The sequence below is a fragment of the Nonomuraea sp. NPDC004186 genome (genome assembly GCF_053603495.1).
Map to the genome: position 1 here is coordinate 87,730 of NZ_JBSGFQ010000001.1, position 20,851 is coordinate 108,580.

Sequence of the window (20,851 nt, forward strand, 5' to 3'; positions counted from 1 at the left end):
GGCCATGCTCGCCAAGCTGGGCGAGCTCGACGCCGAGCACGCCAAGGCGGTGGCCGGGGGCGGCGAGAAGTACGTCGAACGGCACCGCAGGCGCGGCAAGCTCCTGGCCAGGGAGCGGATCGAGCTGCTGATCGACCCGGACTCGCCCTTCCTGGAGCTGTCGCCGCTGGCCGCCTGGGGCAGCGAGTTCCCGGTCGGGGCCGGAATGGTGTCGGGGATCGGGGTGATCGAGGGCGTCGAGTGCGTGATCACCGCGAACGACCCCACGGTCCGCGGCGGCGCGTCGAACCCGTGGACGCTGAAGAAGTCCCTCCGGGCGGCCGACATCGCGCTGCGCAACAGGCTCCCGTACGTGAACCTGGTCGAGAGCGGCGGCGCGGACCTGCCGACGCAGAAGGAGATCTTCATCCCGGGTGGCCAGATATTTCGTGACCTGACCCGGTTGTCGGCGGCGGGCGTTCCGACCATCGCGCTGGTGTTCGGGAACTCCACGGCAGGCGGCGCGTACGTGCCCGGCATGAGCGATTACGTGGTGATGGTGCGGGAACGAGCGAAAGTGTTCCTGGGCGGCCCGCCCCTCGTGAAGATGGCCACCGGGGAGGAGTCGGACGACGAGTCCCTGGGCGGGGCCGAGATGCACGCCAGGACCAGCGGCCTCGCCGACTACCTGGCCCAGGACGAGCACGACGCGCTGCGGATCGGGCGGCGGATCGTCCGTTCCCTCAACTGGCGCAAGCAGGGCATGAGCCCGCAGGCGGCGCGGGAGCCCGGATATCCGGCCGAGGAGCTGCTGGGGATCGTCCCCGAGGACCTGAAGGTGCCGTTCGACCCCCGCGAGGTGATCGCGCGCGTGGTGGACGGGAGCGAGTTCGAGGAGTTCAAGCCGCTGTACGGCGCCTCCCTCGTGACCGGCTGGGCGCGCGTCCACGGCTACCCGGTGGGCGTGCTGGCGAACGCGCGCGGCGTGCTGTTCAGCGAGGAGTCGCAGAAGGCCACCCAGTTCATCCAGCTCGCGAACCAGTCGCGCACTCCGCTCCTGTTCCTCCAGAACACGACCGGTTACATGGTCGGCAAGGACTACGAGCAGGGCGGCATCATCAAGCACGGCGCCATGATGATCAACGCGGTGTCCAACTCGACCGTCCCCCATCTCACCGTCGTCATGGGCGCCTCGTACGGGGCGGGCAACTACGGCATGTGCGGGCGCGCGTACGAGCCCCGCTTCCTGTTCAGCTGGCCGAGCGCCAAGTCGGCGGTGATGGGCCCGGCACAGCTCGCCGGGGTGCTGTCCATCGTGGGCCGCGCGTCCGCGCAGGCCAGAGGGCAGGTGTACGACGAGGAGGCCGACGCGGCGATGCGCGCAATGGTGGAGGCCCAGATCGAGGCGGAGTCGCTGCCGTTCTTCCTGTCGGGCCGCCTGTACGACGACGGGGTCATCGACCCGCGCGACACCCGTACCGTCCTGGGCCTGTGCCTGTCGGCCGTCAACAGCGCGCCGGTGCCCGAACCGGCGGGATTCGGGGTGTTCCGGCCATGATCACCCGCCTGCTCGTCGCGAACCGGGGCGAGATCGCCCGCCGCGTCTTCCGCACCTGCGGGTCGCTCGGCATCTCGACGGTCGCCGTCTTCTCCGACCCCGACGCGGACGCGCCGCACGTGGCCGAGGCCGACCTGGCCGTACGGCTGCCGGGCGCCCGCCCGTCCGACACGTACCTGAACATCGGCCGCATCCTGGATGCCTGCCGCGCCTCCGGTGCGGACGCCGTGCATCCCGGATACGGCTTCCTGTCCGAGAACGCGGAGTTCGCGCGGGCCGTGCTGGACGCCGGGCTGGTGTGGGCCGGGCCGCCACCCGAGGCCATCGCGGCCATGGGGTCCAAGGTCGAGGCCAAGCGGCTGATGGCGGAGGCGGGCGTGCCCGTGCTCCCCTCGCTCGACCCGGAGGCGCCCGGGGAGTTCCCGGTCCTGGTCAAGGCGTCCGCCGGTGGGGGCGGGCGCGGCATGCGGATCGTCCGCGAGGCCGGGGAGCTGGCGCGGGAGGTCGAGTCGGCGCGGCGGGAGTCGGCGTCGGCGTTCGGCGACGGGACCGTGTTCGTGGAGCCCCTGCTGGAGAACGCCCGGCACGTCGAGGTGCAGGTGCTGGCCGACCGGCACGGCACGGTGTGGACGCTGGGCGAGCGCGAGTGCAGCGTGCAGCGGCGGCACCAGAAGGTCGTCGAGGAGTGCCCGTCGCCGGGGATCTCGGCCGAGCTGCGGGAGCGGCTGTGCGAGGCGGCGGTCAGGGCCGCGCGGAAGATCGGCTATGTCGGGGCCGGGACCGTGGAGTTCCTGGTCAAGGGGGATCGGGTGGCGTTCCTGGAGATGAACACCCGGCTCCAGGTCGAGCATCCGGTCACCGAGCTGGTCTACGGGGTCGATCTGGTGCGGCTGCAGCTCGAGGTGGCCGAGGGAGCCGCCCTGCCCGCGACGCCGCCCGAGCCTGCCGGGCATGCCGTGGAGGTGCGGCTTTATGCGGAGGACGGGGATTATCTGCCGCAGAGCGGGGTGTTGCGGCGGTTCGAGGTCTCCGGGGAGGTGCGAGTGGATTCGGGGGTGGAGTCCGGGTCGGTGATCTCGCCGTACTACGACCCGATGCTGGCGAAGGTGATCGGGTACGGGCGGGTACGAGCGGAGGCGGTGCGGAAGCTGGTCACGGCGCTCCGGTGGGCGAAGCTCCACGGGGTCGTGACAAATCGCGATTTACTGGTAAAAATCCTGACAAATTCGGCCTTCGGAGCGGGTGACACCCACACTGGCTTCCTCGCCCCCGGCGGCCCTCTCGACGGCAGCTCCCCGGACGGGCCCGGCGAGTTCCCGGTGCTGGCCGCCGCGCTCGCCATGGCCGCCGAGAACCGCCGCCGGGCGACGGTGCTGGCGGGCCTCCCGAGCGGCTGGCGCAACGTGCGCTCCCAGCCCCGCCGGGCCCGCTTCGAGGAGGCCGAGGTCGTCTACGACCCGCTCCCCCAGGGCGTCACCGTGATCAGCGCGGAGCCGTACGAGGTGATCCTGGAACGCGACGGCGTCCGGCACACCTTCGAGGTGGCCCGCTACGACGAGGACGGCAAGGTCTACGTCGACCACGTCGGCGGGTGCGCCGAGCTGACCCCGCTCCCCCGCCTCCCCGAGCCGGTCGAGCACGTCGCGCCCGGCTCCCTGCTGGCCCCCATGCCGGGCAGCGTGCTCCGGGTCGAGGTGGAGCCCGGCGACCGGGTGACGAAGGGGCAGCCGGTGCTGGTGCTCGAGGCGATGAAGATGGAGCATCGGATCGCGGCGCCGTCCGACGGCGTGGTGTCGGACGTACACGTCGAAAAGGGCCGGCAGGTCGAAGCGGGCGCGGTGCTGGCGATCATCCAGGAGGAGACTGCATGACGAGCCTGGTGCACAAGGACCTGGCGGCGGGCGTCGCGACCGTCACGCTGGACTCGCCGCCCAACCGCAACGCCCTGTCCGTACGGCTCCTCGCCGACCTGTCCGACCGGTTCCACTGGGCGCTGGCCGAGCCGGAGGCCAGGGTGATCGTGCTGACCGGCACCGGGAACGTGTTCTGCTCGGGCGCCGACCTCAAGGAGCAGAAGGCCTCGGGCGCGGCGGTGACGGCGTCGTTCCCCGACGTCCTCACGCTGATCTGGGAGAGCCCGAAGCCGGTCATCTGCCGGCTGAACGGCACGGCGCGGGCGGGCGGCCTGGGCCTGGTGGCGGCGTGCGACTTCGCGATCGCGCCGCTGACGGCGTCCTTCGCCTTCTCCGAGGTACGGCTCGGCGTCGTGCCCGCCATGATCTCGGTGCCGGTGCTGCGCCGGGTCGAGCCCCGGGCGGCGGCCGAGTACTTCCTGACCGGCGAGGTGTTCGACGCGGCCCGGGCGGCGGAGATCGGGCTGCTCTCGCGGGCCGTCCCGGAGGACGAACTGGACGCGACGGTCGCGCACTACACCGATCTGCTGATCAAGGGCGGCCCCGAGGCACTGGCCATCGCGAAGCGGATGGTGCGGGAGGTGCCCGCGCTGTCGTTCGAGGAGGGGCTGCGGCGGATGACCGAGCTGTCGGCCGAGCGCTTCACCTCGGAGGAGGGCCAGGAGGGCATCGCGGCGTTCAGGGAGAAGCGGCCGCCCAGGTGGGCCGCCCGATGACGCTGCGGATCGCGAACTGCAGCGGCTTCTACGGCGACCGCCTCTCGGCCGCCAGGGAGATGGTCGAGGGCGGGCCGATCGACGTGCTCACCGGCGACTGGCTGGCCGAGCTGACCATGCTCATCCTCGCCGGGAACCGCCTCAAGGGCCGCCCCGGGTACGCGCCGACGTTCCTCCGGCAGATGGAGGACGTCCTGGGCCCTTGTCTCGATAAATCCATCAAAATCGTGACGAACGCCGGCGGCCTGGACCCGGCCGGCTGCGCGGAGGCCGTACACGACCTGGCCACCCGCCTCGGCCTCTCCCCTACGATCGCCCACATCACGGGCGACGACCTCACCGGCCGCCCCCTGGACCTGACCAACGCCGACACCGGCGAACCCCTCACCGCGACCCCCCTGACCGCGAACGCCTATCTCGGCGGCCGCCCCATCGCCACCGCCCTCGCGTCGGGCGCGGACGTGGTGGTGACCGGCCGCGTGACGGACGCCGCCCTGGTGACCGGCCCCGGCATCTGGCGGTACGGGTGGGGGCCGGGCGACCTGGACCAGCTGGCGGGCTCGGTGGTGGCGGGACACGTCATCGAGTGCGGCTGCCAGGCGACCGGCGGGAACTACGCGTTCTTCCAGGACGTACCGGACCTGGCGCACTGCGGCTTCCCCATCGCCGAGCTGAACGCGGACGGCTCCGCCGTGATCACCAAGCACCCCGGCACCGGCGGGCTGGTCTCGGTCGGCACGGTCACGGCGCAGCTCGTGTACGAGCTCGGGGGCCCGCGCTACCTGGGGCCTGACGTGGTGGCCCGCTTCGACACGATCACGCTCACGAACGACGGGCCCGACCGCGTCCTGATCTCGGGTGTCCGGGGTGAGCCGCCACCCGGCACCCTCAAGGTGGCCGTCAACTACCTGGCGGGCTATCGCAACACGATGACCCTGGTGCTGACGGGCCTGGACGTGGAGGCCAAGGCCCGGGCCGCCCAGGACGCCCTCTGGGCCCGCGTCCCCCGGGACTCGTTCGACCGGGTGGACGTGGAGCTGACGGACTCGGGCCTGCTGCGGATCACCGTCATGGACGCCGACGAACGCCGGGCGGGACGCGCGTTCTCCTCCGCCGTGGTGGAGACGGGGCTCGCCAGCTACCCGGGCTTCTACGCCCTCACCCCACCGGGCAACGCCACGCCGTACGGGGTCTACTGGCCCGTCCTCGTCCCCGCCTCGGAGGTCCGCCCCCGGATCTTCCTCAACGGCAACGAACTCCCTCCCACCACCCCCGACACGCCAGGAGCCGGGCCCGCGACCGGGAGCGGCGGTCAGGGGCTCCGGCCTCCAGGCGCGGCGGAGACGGCGAGCGAAGCGGGCGACGCAGCCGAAGCCGCCACCCCGCGCCCCGCACCGGCCGTCCTCTCAGCGCCGGGTCGGCGGGACGCGGCACCACGCGGCCCGGCGCCCACGAACGGTGGCCAAGGGGCCGAGAGCGCCACCGGAAACGACGGGCAAAGGGCCGGGAGCGGCGGGCAGGGGCTTGGGCCCTCAGGCGCGGGGCAGGCGTCCGCGGTCGGGCCCCAGACAGCCGGCCAGGCGTCGGTGGTCGGGGCTCAGGTGCGGGTGCCGTTGGGGTGGATCGCCGGGGCGCGGTCCGGGGACAAGGGCGGGAACGCGAACCTGGGCGTCTGGGCCGACACCCAGGAACGGTACGACTGGCTGGCCGCCCACCTCACCCCCGACACCCTCCAACGCCTCCTCCCAGCCCTCGCCCCGCACCGCGTCGACCGCTACGAGCTCCCCAACATCAAGGCGCTCAACTTCGTCATCCACGGCCTCCTCGGCAGGGGCGTGGCCGCGAGTCCCAGGATGGACCCGCAGGCGAAGGCGTTGGGCGAGGAGCTGCGGGCGAAGGAGGTGGACATACCTCCGCTCCTACGAGATTGATCGCCAGCCCAGCAGCCCCGCCCCGAGGAGCCCGGCACGTACGCCGAGGGACGACGCCACCACCTCCGGCGTCCGCCGGAAGGCGAGCCGCCCCGCCAGCCGCTCCCGCAGCGGCGCCAGCAGCGCGTCCCCCGCCAGCGAGACCCCGCCCCCGATGACGATGCGCGCCGGGTCGAGCACCAGGGTGTACGTGGCCAGCGCCAGGGCGAGCGCGTCCACGGCCGACGACCACACCTCCGCCGCCCGCTCGTCCCCCTCGGCGGCCAGGCGCACCACGTCCGCGGAGGTGCCCGATCCGTAGCGTGCCGCGATGGCCCCGCCCGACGCGTACGCGGCCAGGCACCCGCGCTGCCCGCACCCGCACGCCAGGCCGTCGGGCCGGACCGGGATGTGACCGATCTGCCCGGCGAAGCCCCCGGCTCCCCCGTACAGCGAGCCCGACAGGACGACCGCGCCCGCGATACCCGTACCGATGGGGAGGAACAGGACGTCGTCCCCGCCCGTCCCGAAGGCCAGCTCGGCCTCCCCGGCCGAGCGGACGTCGTGCCCGAGCGCCACCGGCAGGTCCACGTCCGCGAACGACGAGACGGGCACGTCCCGCCACCCGAAGGCCGCGGAGTAGACGGCGTGGGTGGGCGTGACCAGCCCCGGCACCGCCAGCCCCACGGCGAGCGGGCGGCGCCCGGCGCGGGGCCGCGCGAGGTCGGCGACGAAGGCGGAGATGGCCGCGATCACCTGGTCGGCGCCGCGAGGCGTCGCACGTCGCTCGAAATGCAGAATTGTCCCGTCTCGGGCGACAAATCCGCCTTTGAAGGTGGTACCGCCGACATCGACCGCAGCGACGTAATCCAATCGTGCCATCGTGCCATCGTCCCCTAGGGTGCAACCATGGCCATCCGCCGCCTCACCCACGAGGACCTCGACGACTGCACCCGCCTGGCCAAGGATCGCGACTGGCCCCCCGAGCGCCACAAGTGGGGCCTCCTGCTCGAGGTCGGCGAGGTGTACGGCATCGACGCCCCCGACGGCGACGGCCTGGCCGCCACGAACGTCCTGACCTGCTACGGCGACGACCACGCCGTGATCAGCATGGTCCTCACCGCGTCCAGGTACGCCAGGCAGGGGCTGGCCCGCCGGCTCATGGAGCACGTGATGGAGCGGGCCGGCAGCCGTACGGTCTCCCTCTTCGCCACCGACAACGGCCGCCCCCTGTACGAGCAGGTGGGGTTCCGGGCCGTCGGCGGGGTCGTCAAGCACACGGGCGTGTTCGCGGGCGAGCCGTCGGGCCGGACCCGCCCGGCCACGGAGGCCGACCTGGGCGAGATCGTGAAGCTGGACGCGGAGCTGTTCGGGACGGACAGGTCGGCGCTGCTGCGGCGGATGTTCGGCTTCGGCGAGCGGGTACGGATCGCGGACGGCGGCTTCGGCCACTGCTGGCGCAACGACGACAACACCGTGATCGGCCCGGTCGTGGCGCGGGACGAGGAGACCGCGCGGGCGCTGATCGCGGACCTGGCGCTGGACGTGGGCGGCGAGGTGCGCATGGACCTGGACGAGGCGATGGACGGCCTGGTCGCGTGGGCGGTCGCGCACGGCATGGGCCACCCGTGGCGGACCGCGAGGATGGTGCACGGCGGCGACCTGCCGGGCGAGCGCGCCTGCCAGTTCCTGCCGTTCATGCAGGCGCTGGGCTGACCGCACGGCGCCGGGTTGACCGGGTGCGCGGCGCTCTCGTAGGGTCGGGCGACCAGAATATGATTCTGCCGAAGGGCGATCATGACCTCCACCCACATCGACGTCAGCGCCATCGACCTCGCCGCGCTCGGCACGTGGATGGACGCCCAGGGCCTGCCCGGCGGCCCGATCACGGACGTCGCGCCGGTCCTGGGCGGCACGCAGAACGTCATGGTCCGCTTCGAGCGCGGCGGCCGCCCGTACATCCTGCGCCGGCCTCCCCTGCACGCCCGCAGCAGGAGCAACGAGGTGCTGCGCCGCGAGGCGCGGGTGCTGGCGGCGCTGCGCGGCACGCCCGTGCCCGCGCCCAGGCTGGTGGCCGCGCAGACCGAGCGGGAGCCGGTGTTCTACCTGATGGAGCCGGTCGACGGGTTCAACCCCTCGACGGGCCTGCCGGAGCCGCACGCCTCCGACGCCGCGATCAGGCACCGCATGGGGCTGGAGGCCGCGGCCGCGCTGGCCGAGCTGGGGCGGGTCGATCCGGGGGTGCTGCCGGGGTTCGGCAGGCCGGAGGGGTTCCTGGAGCGGCAGGTGCCGCGCTGGCTCAAGGAGCTCGACTCGTACGGCGAGCTGGACGGCTATCCGGGCCCCGACATTCCGGGCCTGCCCGAGACGGCCGACTGGCTGGCGCGCAACCTGCCCCGGACGTTCACCCCGGGGATCATGCACGGCGACTACCACTTCGCGAACCTGATGTTCGCCTGCGACGGCCCCCGCGTGGCCGCGATCGTGGACTGGGAGATGAGCACGATCGGCGACCCGCTGCTCGACCTCGGCTGGCTGCTGGCCACCTGGCCCAGCAACAACGGCCACGTCCCCGGGCTGCCGGAGCCGCGCGAGCTCATCGAGTACTACGCGGCGCTGTCGGAGCGCGACCTGTCGGCCATCGGCTGGTACGCGGTGATGGCCTGCTTCAAGCTCGGCATCGTCCTGGAGGGCTCGCACGCGCGGGCGTTCGCGGGAAAGGCACCAAAGGACATAGGGGACGTACTACACGAAACAACCCTGCAACTGTTCGAACGGGCACATCAGTTTATGGACGGCGTTCTCGGCTGATTTCCGGAAAAACGATCACTTCTTAACCCCCGAGTCGTACAATTGCGCGCAATTGCACCGGTTATCGGGGAAGGATCGTCATGCGAATGCGGTTCCTCGGCTCCACCTCGGAGGCGGGCGCCTGTCCCACCCTGTACGAGACCGATCGCGGCACCATCGTCGTGCAAGGTCTGCAAGTCACCGACGCGGAGGCGCTCGCGGACCTCCGTGACGTGCTCGATGGCGAGACCGCGGTCGAGGTTCCGCGCGAGCTCATCACCGAAATCGCCCGCCGGGTCCTCCCCGACGGCCCGGCAACCGCTTTCCCGACCAGCGGAGGAACACCCTCGGCCACCGCTTGATCACAATTGCGAGTGACACTGGCATGATCCACGCAAGCAGGGCTAGCCTCTTGCGGCGTGACGTCGTTTCAGCAGGCGCGCATCGACCTTGGCGGCCAGTTACGACAGCTGCGCGAAGCCGCGCACCTGTCGGGCAAGGAGCTGGCCCAGCGGCTGGGCTGGCAGCCGTCCAAGGTCTCCCGCCTGGAGAACGCCCGGCAGACTGCCACGGAGGATGACGTGGTCGTGTGGGCGCAGGCCGTACGCGCCTCGCCCGACACGACCGACGAGCTCATCAGGCAGGCCATCGCGCTGCTCGAACGGCACGACGACTGGAAGCAGCGCCACCGCAGCGGCCTGGCCGCCCTCCAGGAGGACATCCGCGACCTGGAGGCGCGCACGAAGCTCTTCCGCGTGTTCGAGCCCGGCATCATCGTGGGCCTGCTGCAGACCTCCGAGTACGCCAGGCACGTCTTCCGCAAGGTCAAGCGCCTCTACAGCGCGGCCGACCAGATCGACGCGGCGGTGCGGGTGCGCATGCAGCGCCAGGAGATCCTGTACGACCGGACGCGCACGTTCAGGTTCGTGGTGACGGAGGCGGCACTGCGTACCTCCCTCGCCCCGCCCGAGGTGATGCGCGGCCAGCTCGACCGATTACTCGCCGTCAGCACGCTGCCGAACGTCGAGTTCGGCGTGATCCCGTTCAGCACGGAGCTGCCGTCGAGCCCGATCAACGGCTTCTGGATCTACAACGAGGCCATGGTCGGGGTGGAAACCATGACGAAGGACCTGATCCTTCGCGATCCCGATGACATCGGCTTCTACGTCCGGGCCTTCGATGACTATGCGAAGGTGGCGGAGTTCGACGAACCCGGGCGGGAGGTCATCATCGGAATTCTTCACGATTACCGCAAACAAACATCACATTAACCGCAGCAATTGCTTGCCTCCCCACCCAAGATCGTGCAATTCTGTCGCGAGACGTTGCGGAGGTGACGCATGATGCTTGATACCGCGCTCTGCCTCGAGCGATTCGCCTGGCACGCAGGTCGTCACGCTGACCTGACCATCCAGAGCCTCGCCCTGTCGAGCGACCCGGCCTACGTGTCGGTCCGCAATCGCTTCTCGGCCACGCTGACGGAGACGGTGACGTGCTCGGACGAGGGCGCGTACATCACCTCGTGGGGCTACCGCCTGGGCACCGCCGAAGACGTCGAGTCCGCCGCCGCCCGCCTCGCCTTCCTCCTCGCCGCCCTCCCCGCCTGACTCTTCCCGCGCTCAGCCCGAAACACGGCTTACGGCCTCCGACGCGGAATTTCGGCCCTGCGCCCCGCAGCCACCACCAACCGGCCCCGGCACGCGCCCTCCGGCAGGGGTCCCACCACGGGCCCACACCGCCCACACCCACGCCCCAGCGCCTCAGGACGCCTCTCGCGCCGACCGGGCGGGCGAAGGCGGGCAGGAGGTCGCAGCGCCCCTTTGGACGCCGTTCGATGCCGCCCGCCCGTCTCCCGGGTGCGCGGTCGCGGGCGGCGCCGCCGGGTCGGCGGCTCAGCGGACGGCGCCGAGCCGGCGAGCGCGCCGAAGCGGCGGTCCGGGCCGGTCAGCAGCCGGCCTTGTAGAGGATCTTCTGCACCTCCGGCTGGTCCACGTTCTGCGCGGTGACGATGGTGGCGTCCGTCGGGATCGACGGCGTGACCTGCTGCCCCTTGACCGCCGCGACCGCCTGCTCCACCCCCTTGGCCCCGATGTCCCCGGGCAGCTGCGCGATGAGCGCCTGTACGACGCCGTCCTTGAGCTGCTTCACCTGCGCGGGCCCCGCGTCGAAGCCCACCATCTTGACCTGACCCAGCTTGCCCGCCTGCTGGAGGGCGGATCCGGCGCCGGTGGCGGAGTTGAGGTTCGCGGCGAAGATCCCCGCCAGGTCGGGGTCCTTGGCCAGAGCGGCGTTGACGATCTTGGAGGCCTCACCGACGTCGTTGTGCGAGTACTGCACACCCAGGAACGTGATCCCGGGATGCGAAGCCTTGATCTCCTCCTCGAACCCCTTGATGCGGGCGTCCACGGTGCTCACGCCCGGGTCCGTGGAGATGACCAGCGCCTTGCCCTTGTCGCCGATCTGCTCCGCCAGCGCCTTGGCCGCCGCCGCCCCGCCCTTGACGTTGTCGGTGCTGATCCTGGACAGGCCGATGCCCGGGTCCTCGACCACCGTGTCCACCAGGATGATCTTGATGCCCTGCTGCCTGGCCTGGGTCAGCGGCGCGATCATGGCCTTGACGTCGGTCGGCGCGATGAGCATGGCGTCCGGCTTGCTCGCCACCACCGAGTTGACGATCGGCGTCTGCAACGTCGGGTCGAACTTCTGCGGCCCCTGGACGTCCAGCGCCACGCCCAGTTCCTTGGCCTTGGCCTTCGCCCCGCAGGCCATGGTCTCGTAGAACTCCTCGCCCGCCAGCCCCTGCACGAGCGTCACCCTGACCTGGCCGCCGCCTCCGCTCTGCCCGCCCTGCCCGCCGCAGGCGGCGATCGTCAACAGCAGCGTTCCCAGAGCTGCCACAGCCTTGCGCATCGTGGTGCCTCCTCCTACTGGTCCCGGGCCCTGCGCCTCCACTGGTCGACGTAGACGGCGGCGACGAGCACGGCGCCCACCACCACCTGCTGCCAGAACGGCCGCACGCCCAGGATCTGGAAGCCGTTCTGCAGCACGACCGGGATGAACACCCCGATGACCGTCCCGGCCACCGTCCCCACGCCGCCGAACAACGAGGTGCCGCCGATCACCACGGCGGCGATGGCCTGCAGGTTGTCGGTGGAGTGGGCGGACACGCCGGTGATGCCGTACTTGGCGAGCGACAGGTGCCCGGCCAGCCCGGCCAGCAGGCCCGCCAGGCCGTACACCTTGATCAGGTGCCGGCGCACGGCCACGCCGCCGCGCCGGGCGGCCTCGGCGTTGGACCCGATCGCGTACGTGTGCCGCCCGAAGCGGGTCCAGGCGAGCATGAGCGCGAGCGCGGCCGTGATGGCGGCGCAGATCCACACGATCAGCGGTACGCCCAGCCAGCGCGCCAGACCGAGACCGAGGTTCAGGTCCGTGGGGGCGCGCAGATCGACCCCGCCGGTGAGCAGCAGGGCCCCGCCGAGCGACATGCCCAGCGTCCCGAGCGTCACGATGAGCGCGGGGATGCGGCCCAGGGCGATCAGCACGCCGTTCAGCACGCCCCACGCCAGCCCCGTCACGAGGGCGGCCAGGGTGCCGAGCGCGAGCGAGCCGGTGGCGTCCATGACCTCGGCGGCCGCCACCGCCGAGAACACCAGCACCCCGCCCACCGACAGGTCGATCCCCGCCGTGATGATCACGTACGTCATGCCGGTGGCGAGCAGCAGCAGGATGGCCGCGTCGCTGACGAGGTTGAGCAGGTTGAACGAGGTGGGGAACGTGGTGGGCGCCAGGATCGAGAACGCCGCCAGCAGCGCGACCAGCACCAGGCCGATCCACACGACCTGCAGCTCCCCCAGCCGCACCCCCTTCATCGGCCGCCCTCCCGCCCGTCGGGACCAGGGCCGTCCGGCTCGCCGTCCCCGTCCAGCGCTTCGTCCAGCGCTTCCTCCCGCGCTTCGATCGCGCCGGTCATGGCCCCGACCAGCTCCTCCATCGAGACGCGCGCGGTCTCGAAGCGGGCCACCCGGCGTCCGAGCCGCAGCACCTCCACCCGGTCGGACACCGCCATCACGTCCTGCATGTTGTGGCTGATCAGCACCACGGACACGCCCGAGTCGCGCACGCCCCGGATGAGGTCGAGCACGCGCTGGGTCTGCACGACCCCGAGCGCGGCCGTGGGCTCGTCCATGAACACCACCCGCCGCGCCCACGTCACCGCCCTGGCCACCGCGACGCCCTGCCGCTGCCCGCCGGACAGGCCGGAGACCGGCGCGGTCTGGGACGCGAGCCGCACGCCGAGCCGTTCGCACGCCTCGCGCGTGGCCCGGCGCATGGCGGCGTTGTCCAGTACGCCGAGCAGGCCGAGGAGGCCGGGCCTGAGCAGTTCCCTGCCGAGGAAGAAGTTGGCCGCGGGGCTGAGGTCGGCGCAGAGCGCGAGATCCTGGTAGACGGTCTCGATCCCGGCGCCCCTGGCCTCCTCGGCTGAGCCGAACGCCACCGGCTCGCCGTCCACCTCGACCGTCCCGGCGTCCGGCCGTTCGACGCCCGAGAGGATCTTCGCGAGCGTGGACTTCCCCGCGCCGTTGTCGCCGATCAGGGCGACCACCTCGCCGGGCCGCAGGGTGAAGTCCGCGCCGCGCAGCGCCTCGACGTGGCCGTAGCTCTTCATGATCCCGCGGGCGGCGATCAGTGGTACGGCCATAAGAACATCAAGAAGCCGATTGACATCGTTGTCAAGGCCGCGCGGCCGTCAGGGCACCCGCGATCCCGCCGCGAGGTCGTGGTAGGCCTCCCACAACTCGCCCAGGAACAGCCGGCCGAACCGCACCAGCCCCGCGGCCCCGTCGGGCCCCCACGTGCGGAACGTCGTCAGCTGGTGCAGGAAGTCCGGCAGGTGGATGCGGATGATCCCCGCGGCGACCACCTCGGCCTCCGCGTCGTCCGCCGGGCGGGTGTGCCCGCGCAGGATCCGGACGTACAGGGTGGAGGTGTCGGACCACAGATCGGCCCCGGGGTCGTCGTGCACGTCCTTGACCCCGGTGAGCGTCAGCGGAGCGTCCCCGTCGCCGGTGAAGTGCAGGCGGTAGAGCATCCGCCGCCGGGCCGGGTCCTCTCCCGCCACGAACAGGTTGAACGACCCGCCCTCCACCCGCAGGCGTCCGCCGCCGAGCACGGGACAGGTCACCCACCCGGCGGCGGACGCCTCGTGCCCGGCGTCGGCCACGAACCGCTCGACGTCGCCGGCGGTGATGGTCAGGTGAACCGCCAGCGGGTGCCCGTTCGCGCGTCCCAGCCGCTCGCCCTCCTCCGGGTCGGCGGAGCCGGGCATGACGTGGCCGCGCATCTCCTCGGTGAAGCTCAGGCCGGACGATACCCCGGCGCGCCGCGCCGCCGTCCGGGGCGCGGTCTCCAGGACGTGCTCGCAGGCCCGGTCCGAGATCGCGGCGATGGTCAGGGAGGGGTTGACGCCGACCGGGCCGGGCACGCAGGCCCCGTCCAGGACGTACAGGCCCGGATGCCCGAACACCTCGCCGTACTCGTCCACGACGCCCTCCGTGGGGTGGCGGCCCATCGGGGCGCCGCCGAGCGGGTGCACCGTGATTACCTTGCGGGCCAGCCACAGGGGGTTGTCGCGGTAGCCGGCCCGCAGGACCCGGGCCATGTCCCGCATGACCGCGCGCATCGTGGTGAAGTACGGCATGGACGTGGCGGTCGTCCAGTCGACGTCGAGGTAGCCGCGGCGCAGGCGCATGACGCCGTCGGGGACGTCGCGGCCCATGCCGAGCAGGCCCAGCGACCCGTCGGACAGGTGCCCGTCGCCGAGCAGCGCGGCCAGTTCGGCGTTGATCCGGCTGCTCGGCGAGTGGCTCAGCAGGGCCCCGATCCTGCGCAGCACGAACCTGCCGGCCCTCCTGGCCTGGCCGCGCACCCCGGCGAACTCCCCCAGCCACTCGGCGAAGGGCGGGTAGCCCGCGTCCTCGACCAGGAAGCCACGGCGGTCCCCGTGCCCCGAGTCGGCCGCGTCCGGCACCCGGATGGCGCTGGTGATCACGGGTCCGCGGCTGCCCTCCAGCGAGCGGTGGCGGCCCGCGCCGTCGCGGGCGTCCGTGACCAGCGTGAGGAGGTCGCCGTTGCCGCTGAAGCGGGCCCCGAGCATGGGGCTCAGGCCGGGGAACTCCGAAGCGCAGGTCAGCAGCAGGTACGTCGTCCCGAGCGTGCCCGCGGCCAGGACGAGCCGGTCACAGGTGATCGTGCGCTGGGGCAGCCGCCGGGTGTTGACCCGCCGCCGGTCCTCGCGCGGTTCGTGCACCACGTAGCTCACGGCGTAGCCGCCGCCGGGAGCGGGGGCGAGCCACCGTACCTCGTGCAGGGTGCGCAGGTCGGCGCCGGCGTGCCGGGCCGCCGACAGGTACGTGTGGTCGAGGGAGTTCTTGGCGCCGTCGTTGCAGCCGAGGTCGCACTCGCCGCGCAGCCGGCACGTCGTACGCGGCAGGCCGTGCAGGTTGCCGTACTCCGGGTCCGGGATGGGCAGCCCGGGAGCGGGATGGCCGCCGGGCTCCGGGGCGAAGGCGACGGCCAGCGGCGGCAGCTCCCACTCCAGTCCCAGCCGCCCGGCCGCCTCGCGCATGGCGAGGGTCTTGGCCGTGGTGTCGTACGGCGGCTGGCCGAGGGGGTAGCGCTGGGGCTGGAGCATCCGCTCCACGGCGTCGTAGTGCGGGTCGAGGTCGGCCCGCGTGACGGGCCAGTGCTCGTAGCCGCCGCCGGGTAGCGGGCTCTCCTTCACGAACCACCGCTCCGGCTTGCGCAGCAGCACATTGGCGTAGATGAGGGAGCCGCCGCCGAGCCCGCTGGAGACGGCCGCGCCGAGCCCGCGGAAGCTCCACAGGTCGAACAGGCCGTACAGGCCCTCGCTCGGATCCCACAGGTTGCGCGCCATCGCGGCGGGCGCGCGCGGGAACGACCCCGGCGGGTACGACCGGCCGCGCTCCAGCACGACCACCCGCAGCCCCGCTTCCGCGAACCGATAGGCCGCCACGGCGCCGCCGAACCCCGAGCCCACCACGACGACGTCGGCGTGCTCGCGGGCAGGACGTCTTGCCTGGTCAGAACCGTTATGGCGCATTGTCTCTCCCTCGTCCGGACAGGTCCGAAAAGTCGGGGAGATGTAGAATGCAAGAGTAACCGATCGGTGAGCTGAGCACCGGAACCAGGAAGTCCAGGAGTCCAGACCAGGTCTGCCGGCCCGGGGCCGGCAGCGGCCCGAGATCGTGGCGATCGGTATGCATGGACGACCCGCTACACACGAACGCGTCGTACCCTTCACCGCCGGAGACGGCAAGAACCTGCGCCTCGTCAACGTGCGCGGGCACGCCCCGCCGGCCAAGCCCCCGGTCCTCCTCGTGCACGGCGCGGGGGTCCGGTCCAAGGTGTTCCGTGCGCCGGTGCCTGCCAGCGTCGTCGACATGCTCGTCTCGCAGGGCTACGACGTCTGGCTGGAGGACTGGCGGGCCAGCATCGACCTGCCGCCCAACCCGTGGACCCTCGACCAGGCGGCGGGATACGACCACCCCGCCGCGGTGCGCAAGGTCGTCGAGGAGACCGGGGCCGACCGGATCAAGGCGATCATCCACTGCCAGGGCTCGACCTCGTTCATGATGTCCGCGTGCGCGGGCCTGGTGCCCCAGGTCGACACGATCATCACGAACGCGGTGTCCCTGCACCCGGTCGTGCCGCGCTGGTCGCGGGCCAAGCTCCGGTACGCGGTGCCGGTCACGCGCAGGTTCCTGCCCTACCTCGACCCGTCCTGGGGCGACCACCCGCCACCGGGCGCGGCCGCGCTGATCACCCAGCTGGTCAAGGCCGCCCACGCCGAGTGCGGGAGCACGGTGTGCAAGCTGGTCAGCTTCACGTACGGCAGCGGCTGCCCCGCGTTGTGGCGGCACGAGAACCTCGGCGCGGCCACGCACGACCTCTGGATCCCGCACGAGTTCGGCCCGGTGCCGCTGACCTTCTTCCGGCAGATGGACAAATGCGTACGCAGCGGCCACCTGGTCAGCTACGAGCACATCGACGGCCTGCCGGACGACTACACGGCGCAGGAACCGCGTACGGACGCCCGGATCGTCTTCCTGGCGGGCGAGCTGAACCGCTGCTTCCTCCCGGAGAGCCAGCGCCGGTCCTACGACTTCTTCTCCCGCTTCGCCCCCCACCACTCCTTGCACCTTCTCTGCGGATACAGCCATCTGGACGTGTTCTTCGGCGAGCGCGCCCACCGCGACGTCTTTCCGCTGATCATCGAGGAGCTGGCCGGCACGCCGGCCCGGCACAGGGGGGACCGATGACCTTCACCGCACGACGCCGGCGCCCAGCCGGCAGAGTCGTCGGCCGATTCGCCAACGTGGACGGCATCCCGTTCCGGATGCCGGTGGGGACGCGGAGCAGCCCGGCGTTCATCGCCGCCTACCCGATCGACCCGCGCGGCGCGCGTGAGGCGCTGCCGGAGGAGCTGAGCCCGTACCGGATCCGCGGCGAGGGAGTGCTGCTGATCGCGGTCGTGGACTACCAGGACACCCCGATCGGCACGTACGTGGAGTTCTGCACCGGGATCCTGTGCACGCCGGGCGACCGGCCCGCCCCGCCGCTGCTCCCGCTGCTGTTCCGCTCGGCCTTCGGCACCGGCGTCCACATCGGTGACATGCCGGTGAGCACCGAGATCTCCGTCAAGGGCGGCCGCGGCATCTGGGGCATGCCCAAGCGGCGCGCCTCGCTCGACTTCGTCACCGACGGGTCCACGGTCAGCAGCCAGTACGACCTCGACGGGCGACTGGTCATGCGCGTGGACGTGCCGCGCCCGCCGCGGGCGTGGCTGCCGATGCGGTTCACCGGCATCGGCTACGCCTCCTTCCGCGGGATGCTCTGGAAGTCGTCCGTCACGCTCTGCGGCCGGATGGGCCTGTCGTGGGGCGGCGGCCCGGAGAGCCGGCTCCTGCTCGGCGACCACGAGCGGGCGGACTGGCTGAAGCGGCTCGACATCCGCGACCGGCCGTTCCTGACCGCCTTCATCCCCTCCGTGCGCGGGGTGCTCCACGACCACGTGGAGAGCTGGTTCCGCACCTCGGCCACGCCGCCCCCGCCGCCCCGGGAGGGCCTGGAGTCCGTGGTCGGACTGGGGCTCGGGCAGGACCGGCTGCCGCCTCCCGACCGCGCGGCGACGGACCGCCTCCTGGGCCTGCCCCGGCCGCGCGAGTATGCGGCGCCGATGCCGTAGCCGACCGCTCACAGAAAACCCGCAGCCGACCGCCCACGGGGAGATCCGATGAAGCACCGACTCCGTATCGCCGCGCGCCTCACCGCCGCCTCCGCCCACGCCACCGCGCCCGCGCCCGAGCGCGCCGAAGCGCCCGAACGCGTCCGGCCGCCCGCCGGGCGGGAACCGCCGGTCGCCGGGGCGGGCTATCGCCGCTCATGGTTCTGGACCGCCTACGACGCGCTGGCCCGGGCGCTCGACCACCGCTTCGGCTGGGACCGGCTGCCCACTCCGCTCGGCCTGGCGGTCCTGGTGGGCATCCGCAACCGGCTGCGCAAACAGAACCTGTACGACACCGGCCGCCTGCCCTCCGTCGGCCCGCCGCCCCCCGTCCCGGATCCGAAGGGTCACGACGTACGGCGGACCGCCAACGGCTCGTACAACGACGTGGACCATCCGGCCATGGGCATGGCCGGGACCCGGTTCGGGCGGAACGTCCCGTTGGACCACGCGTACGCCGAGCCTCCCGAGCGGGTCATGACGCCGAACCCGCGCACGATCAGCCGGCGGCTCATGACGCGGACCGAGTTCCAGCCCGCGCGCTCCCTCAACGTCCTGGCCGCGACCTGGCTGCAGTTCATGATCAGGGACTGGTTCAGCCACGGGATCAGCCCGTCGGAGGACCCGTGGACCATCCCGCTGGAGCCGGGCGACGACTGGCCCGAACCCCTGCTGACGATCCCGCGGGTCCCTCCCGACCCGACCCGCCCGCCCGGCTACGAGGGCCCCGCGACCTCGCTGAACACGCTCACCCACTGGTGGGACCTGTCGCTGGTCTACGGCCTGAGCGACGAGGAGCAGCGCGCCCTTCGCACCGGAACCCGGGGGAGGATCCGCCATCGCCCGTCCGGGACCCGGGCGATGGCGGGCGGAAAGGCCGACCCGACCCGCGAACCGGGCTTCTGGCTCGGCCTGGTGATGATGCAGGGGCTGTTCGAGCACGAGCACAACGCCATCTGCGAACGGCTGCACGCCGAGTATCCGGCCTGGGGCGACGACGAGCTGTTCGAGCGCGCCAGGCTGATCAACGCCGCGCTCGTCGCCAAGATCCACACCGTGGAGTGGACTCCCGCGGTCATCAGCCACCCCACGGCGGTGACCGGCCTGCGGGCCAACTGGTGGGGCCTGGCCTCCGAGCCGATCAACAAAGCGCTGGGCAGGATCAGCCGGAGCGAGACGATCAGCGGCATCCCGGGTTCGCGCACGGACCACTTCGGGGTGCCGTTCAGCATCACCGAGGAGTTCGCCGCCGTCTACCGGATGCACCCGCTGATCCCCGACGACTACAGCCTGCGCCACCTGCGCGACGACTCCCGGATCCGCGACACCACGCTGCGCGAGTTGTCCGGCCCCGCGGCGCTGCGGGTCGCCTCGGCCATCTCCGCCGCCGACCTGCTGTACTCCTTCGGGACCGAGCACCCGGGCGCGATCGTCCTGCACAACTTCCCGCGCCTGCTGCAGGAGTTCGAACGTCCCGACGGCAAGCTGGTGGACCTGGCGGCCACGGACCTGATCCGCTGCCGGGAGCTGGGCGTGCCCCGCTACAACGAGTTCCGCAGGCTGCTCAACCTGCCGCCGGCGAGCGGGTTCGACACGCTCACGGACGACCCGGCGCTGGCGGAGGAGCTGCGCGAGGTGTACGCGGACCGGCTGGAGGACGTCGACCTGGTCGTGGGCATGTTCGCCGAGAAGCGCCCGGAAGGGTTCGCCTTCAGCGACACGGCCTTCCGGGTCTTCATTCTCATGGCCTCGCGGAGGCTCAACAGCGACAGGTTCTTCACCCCTGACTACGCCGAGCGCGTCTACACGAGGGCAGGGCTGGACTGGATCGCGAACAGCAGCATGGCCTCAGTGATCCTGCGCCACCATCCGGAGCTGCGCCCGGCCCTGCACCGCGTGGGGAACGCGTTCGCGCCGTGGCGCCGGTCCGGCGTCACGGCCTGAGGTGCCGTCCCCGCCGCGTCAGGCGAGCCGGTCGTCGTCCGACGGCAGATTGACGCCCGCCGCGGCGGGGACCTGCATGCCGGAATGCACCCAGGCCAGCAGCTTCGTGCCGGGGCAGTCGGTGTCGCCCACATCGCCGTGGCCGCGCTTGTCCAGCGTACGGCCGGCCTTGGCGCAGGCCTCGTCGTACAGGGCCCGGAGCGCCATCTTCACGGCGTCGGTCGGGTTGTTCAGGCCGATGTAGGCGCATCCGATGCCGCGGACGTTGTGATCCGTGGCGTGGGCCCCCTGCACGTCCCAGCCGCGGCCCTCGTACACGGTGCCGTCGTCCCGCACGAGGAAGTTGTAGCCGATGTCGTTCCACCTCCGCTCGTCCATGTGGAAGTCCTGGATCTGCCGCGGCGTCTGCGTCGTCGGTCCCTCGGTGTAGTGGACGACGAACTCCCTGCGCTTCGACCACGGGACCTTGACGACGGCGTCCGGGTCTGCCGGCGGGCGGGCGTTCCAGGCACTGCGCTTGACGATGTTGATCGTCATGGTCTCCCCCTAGTTAAGTGCTCGACTTTTCGCAGGTTAGGCAGCAGAGGAGCGGGAGAGAGAAATGCGACGCGCGGGGATGCCGGGATCGTTGGCCATATTTCATCCTGCCTTGGGCGACTTGGGCCTTGATGGGCAGATGGCCCGAGAATGTGCTGGTTGATGGGTAGGGGCACCGTCAAGGCGCCCCTTTCCCG

Annotated in this window: 18 protein-coding genes; 12 read left to right on the forward strand and 6 right to left on the reverse strand. The window is 71.9% G+C overall.

All coding sequences use genetic code 11. The annotated features are described in order from the left end of the window. The first annotated feature begins 4 nt into the window (after window positions 1-4). Genes ACWEPL_RS00390 through ACWEPL_RS00405 form a run of 4 tightly spaced genes read left to right on the forward strand, consistent with a single transcriptional unit; the run spans window position 5 to window position 6,097 of the window. Window positions 5-1,537 carry an acyl-CoA carboxylase subunit beta gene (locus tag ACWEPL_RS00390; protein WP_452434667.1) on the forward strand — a complete coding sequence of 511 codons (1,533 nt, stop codon included), beginning with the start codon at window positions 5-7 and terminating at the stop codon, window positions 1,535-1,537. Further along, window positions 1,534-3,408 carry an ATP-binding protein gene (locus ACWEPL_RS00395; protein ID WP_452434439.1) on the forward strand — a complete coding sequence of 625 codons (1,875 nt, stop codon included), beginning with the start codon at window positions 1,534-1,536 and terminating at the stop codon, window positions 3,406-3,408. The genes ACWEPL_RS00390 and ACWEPL_RS00395 overlap by 4 nt, the downstream gene beginning before the upstream one ends. Continuing rightward, window positions 3,405-4,166, forward strand: coding sequence for an enoyl-CoA hydratase-related protein (locus ACWEPL_RS00400; protein WP_452434441.1), 762 nt, complete (start codon window positions 3,405-3,407; stop codon window positions 4,164-4,166). The genes ACWEPL_RS00395 and ACWEPL_RS00400 overlap by 4 nt, the downstream gene beginning before the upstream one ends. Further along, a complete protein-coding gene (locus ACWEPL_RS00405) occupies window positions 4,163-6,097 on the forward strand; it encodes an acyclic terpene utilization AtuA family protein (protein ID WP_452434443.1) in 1,935 nt (644 codons plus the stop codon). Before ACWEPL_RS00400 ends, ACWEPL_RS00405 begins: the two co-directional genes overlap by 4 nt. Here ACWEPL_RS00405 and ACWEPL_RS00410 read toward each other — a convergent pair. After that, window positions 6,086-6,958 (reverse strand): ROK family protein, encoded by an 873-nt coding sequence (locus tag ACWEPL_RS00410; RefSeq protein ID WP_452434444.1) that lies wholly within the window; start codon window positions 6,956-6,958, stop codon window positions 6,086-6,088. The two genes, ACWEPL_RS00405 and ACWEPL_RS00410, sit on opposite strands and share 12 nt — an antisense overlap. A gap of 27 nt (window positions 6,959-6,985) precedes the next feature. Here ACWEPL_RS00410 and ACWEPL_RS00415 point away from each other — a divergent pair, with 27 nt between their 5' ends. The 5 genes from ACWEPL_RS00415 (at window position 6,986) to ACWEPL_RS00435 (ending at window position 10,473) form a co-directional block, all read left to right on the forward strand. Continuing rightward, on the forward strand, window positions 6,986-7,792 hold the full coding sequence (locus ACWEPL_RS00415) for a GNAT family N-acetyltransferase (protein WP_452434446.1): 807 nt from the start codon (window positions 6,986-6,988) through the stop codon (window positions 7,790-7,792). Between the two features lie 81 nt (window positions 7,793-7,873). Continuing rightward, a complete protein-coding gene (locus tag ACWEPL_RS00420; RefSeq protein ID WP_452434448.1) occupies window positions 7,874-8,887 on the forward strand; it encodes a phosphotransferase family protein in 1,014 nt (337 codons plus the stop codon). A gap of 86 nt (window positions 8,888-8,973) precedes the next feature. Then, on the forward strand, window positions 8,974-9,228 hold the full coding sequence (locus tag ACWEPL_RS00425) for a hypothetical protein (RefSeq protein ID WP_355194919.1): 255 nt from the start codon (window positions 8,974-8,976) through the stop codon (window positions 9,226-9,228). 57 nt (window positions 9,229-9,285) lie between these two features. After that, window positions 9,286-10,137, forward strand: a complete 852-nt coding sequence (locus ACWEPL_RS00430; protein ID WP_363965403.1) for a helix-turn-helix domain-containing protein — start codon at window positions 9,286-9,288, stop codon at window positions 10,135-10,137. A 69-nt stretch (window positions 10,138-10,206) separates the two neighbouring features. Next, window positions 10,207-10,473, forward strand: coding sequence for a hypothetical protein (locus tag ACWEPL_RS00435; RefSeq protein ID WP_192786285.1), 267 nt, complete (start codon window positions 10,207-10,209; stop codon window positions 10,471-10,473). 337 nt (window positions 10,474-10,810) lie between these two features. On the opposite strand, the gene ACWEPL_RS00440 is transcribed toward ACWEPL_RS00435, so the two are convergent. Genes ACWEPL_RS00440 through ACWEPL_RS00455 form a run of 4 tightly spaced genes read right to left on the reverse strand, consistent with a single transcriptional unit; the run spans window position 10,811 to window position 15,989 of the window. Beyond that, a complete protein-coding gene (locus tag ACWEPL_RS00440; RefSeq protein ID WP_452434451.1) occupies window positions 10,811-11,776 on the reverse strand; it encodes an ABC transporter substrate-binding protein in 966 nt (321 codons plus the stop codon). Between the two features lie 14 nt (window positions 11,777-11,790). Next, on the reverse strand, window positions 11,791-12,738 hold the full coding sequence (locus tag ACWEPL_RS00445) for an ABC transporter permease (protein ID WP_355194914.1): 948 nt from the start codon (window positions 12,736-12,738) through the stop codon (window positions 11,791-11,793). Further along, entirely contained in the window at window positions 12,735-13,568 is an 834-nt protein-coding gene (locus ACWEPL_RS00450) for an ATP-binding cassette domain-containing protein (RefSeq protein ID WP_452434453.1), read from the reverse strand. The genes ACWEPL_RS00445 and ACWEPL_RS00450 overlap by 4 nt, the downstream gene beginning before the upstream one ends. A 48-nt stretch (window positions 13,569-13,616) precedes the next feature. After that, window positions 13,617-15,989, reverse strand: a complete 2,373-nt coding sequence (locus tag ACWEPL_RS00455) for a GMC family oxidoreductase (RefSeq protein WP_452434455.1) — start codon at window positions 15,987-15,989, stop codon at window positions 13,617-13,619. A 157-nt stretch (window positions 15,990-16,146) separates the two neighbouring features. Here ACWEPL_RS00455 and ACWEPL_RS00460 point away from each other — a divergent pair, with 157 nt between their 5' ends. Genes ACWEPL_RS00460 through ACWEPL_RS00470 form a run of 3 tightly spaced genes read left to right on the forward strand, consistent with a single transcriptional unit; the run spans window position 16,147 to window position 20,117 of the window. Continuing rightward, window positions 16,147-17,208, forward strand: coding sequence for a hypothetical protein (locus tag ACWEPL_RS00460; RefSeq protein WP_363965413.1), 1,062 nt, complete (start codon window positions 16,147-16,149; stop codon window positions 17,206-17,208). Then, entirely contained in the window at window positions 17,205-18,134 is a 930-nt protein-coding gene (locus ACWEPL_RS00465) for an acetoacetate decarboxylase family protein (protein WP_452434458.1), read from the forward strand. The genes ACWEPL_RS00460 and ACWEPL_RS00465 overlap by 4 nt, the downstream gene beginning before the upstream one ends. A gap of 48 nt (window positions 18,135-18,182) precedes the next feature. Then, entirely contained in the window at window positions 18,183-20,117 is a 1,935-nt protein-coding gene (locus ACWEPL_RS00470) for a peroxidase family protein (RefSeq protein WP_452434460.1), read from the forward strand. A gap of 18 nt (window positions 20,118-20,135) precedes the next feature. Here ACWEPL_RS00470 and ACWEPL_RS00475 read toward each other — a convergent pair whose 3' ends face one another. Then, on the reverse strand, window positions 20,136-20,654 hold the full coding sequence (locus ACWEPL_RS00475; protein WP_363965421.1) for an N-acetylmuramoyl-L-alanine amidase: 519 nt from the start codon (window positions 20,652-20,654) through the stop codon (window positions 20,136-20,138). Between the last annotated feature and the right edge of the window lie 197 nt (window positions 20,655-20,851).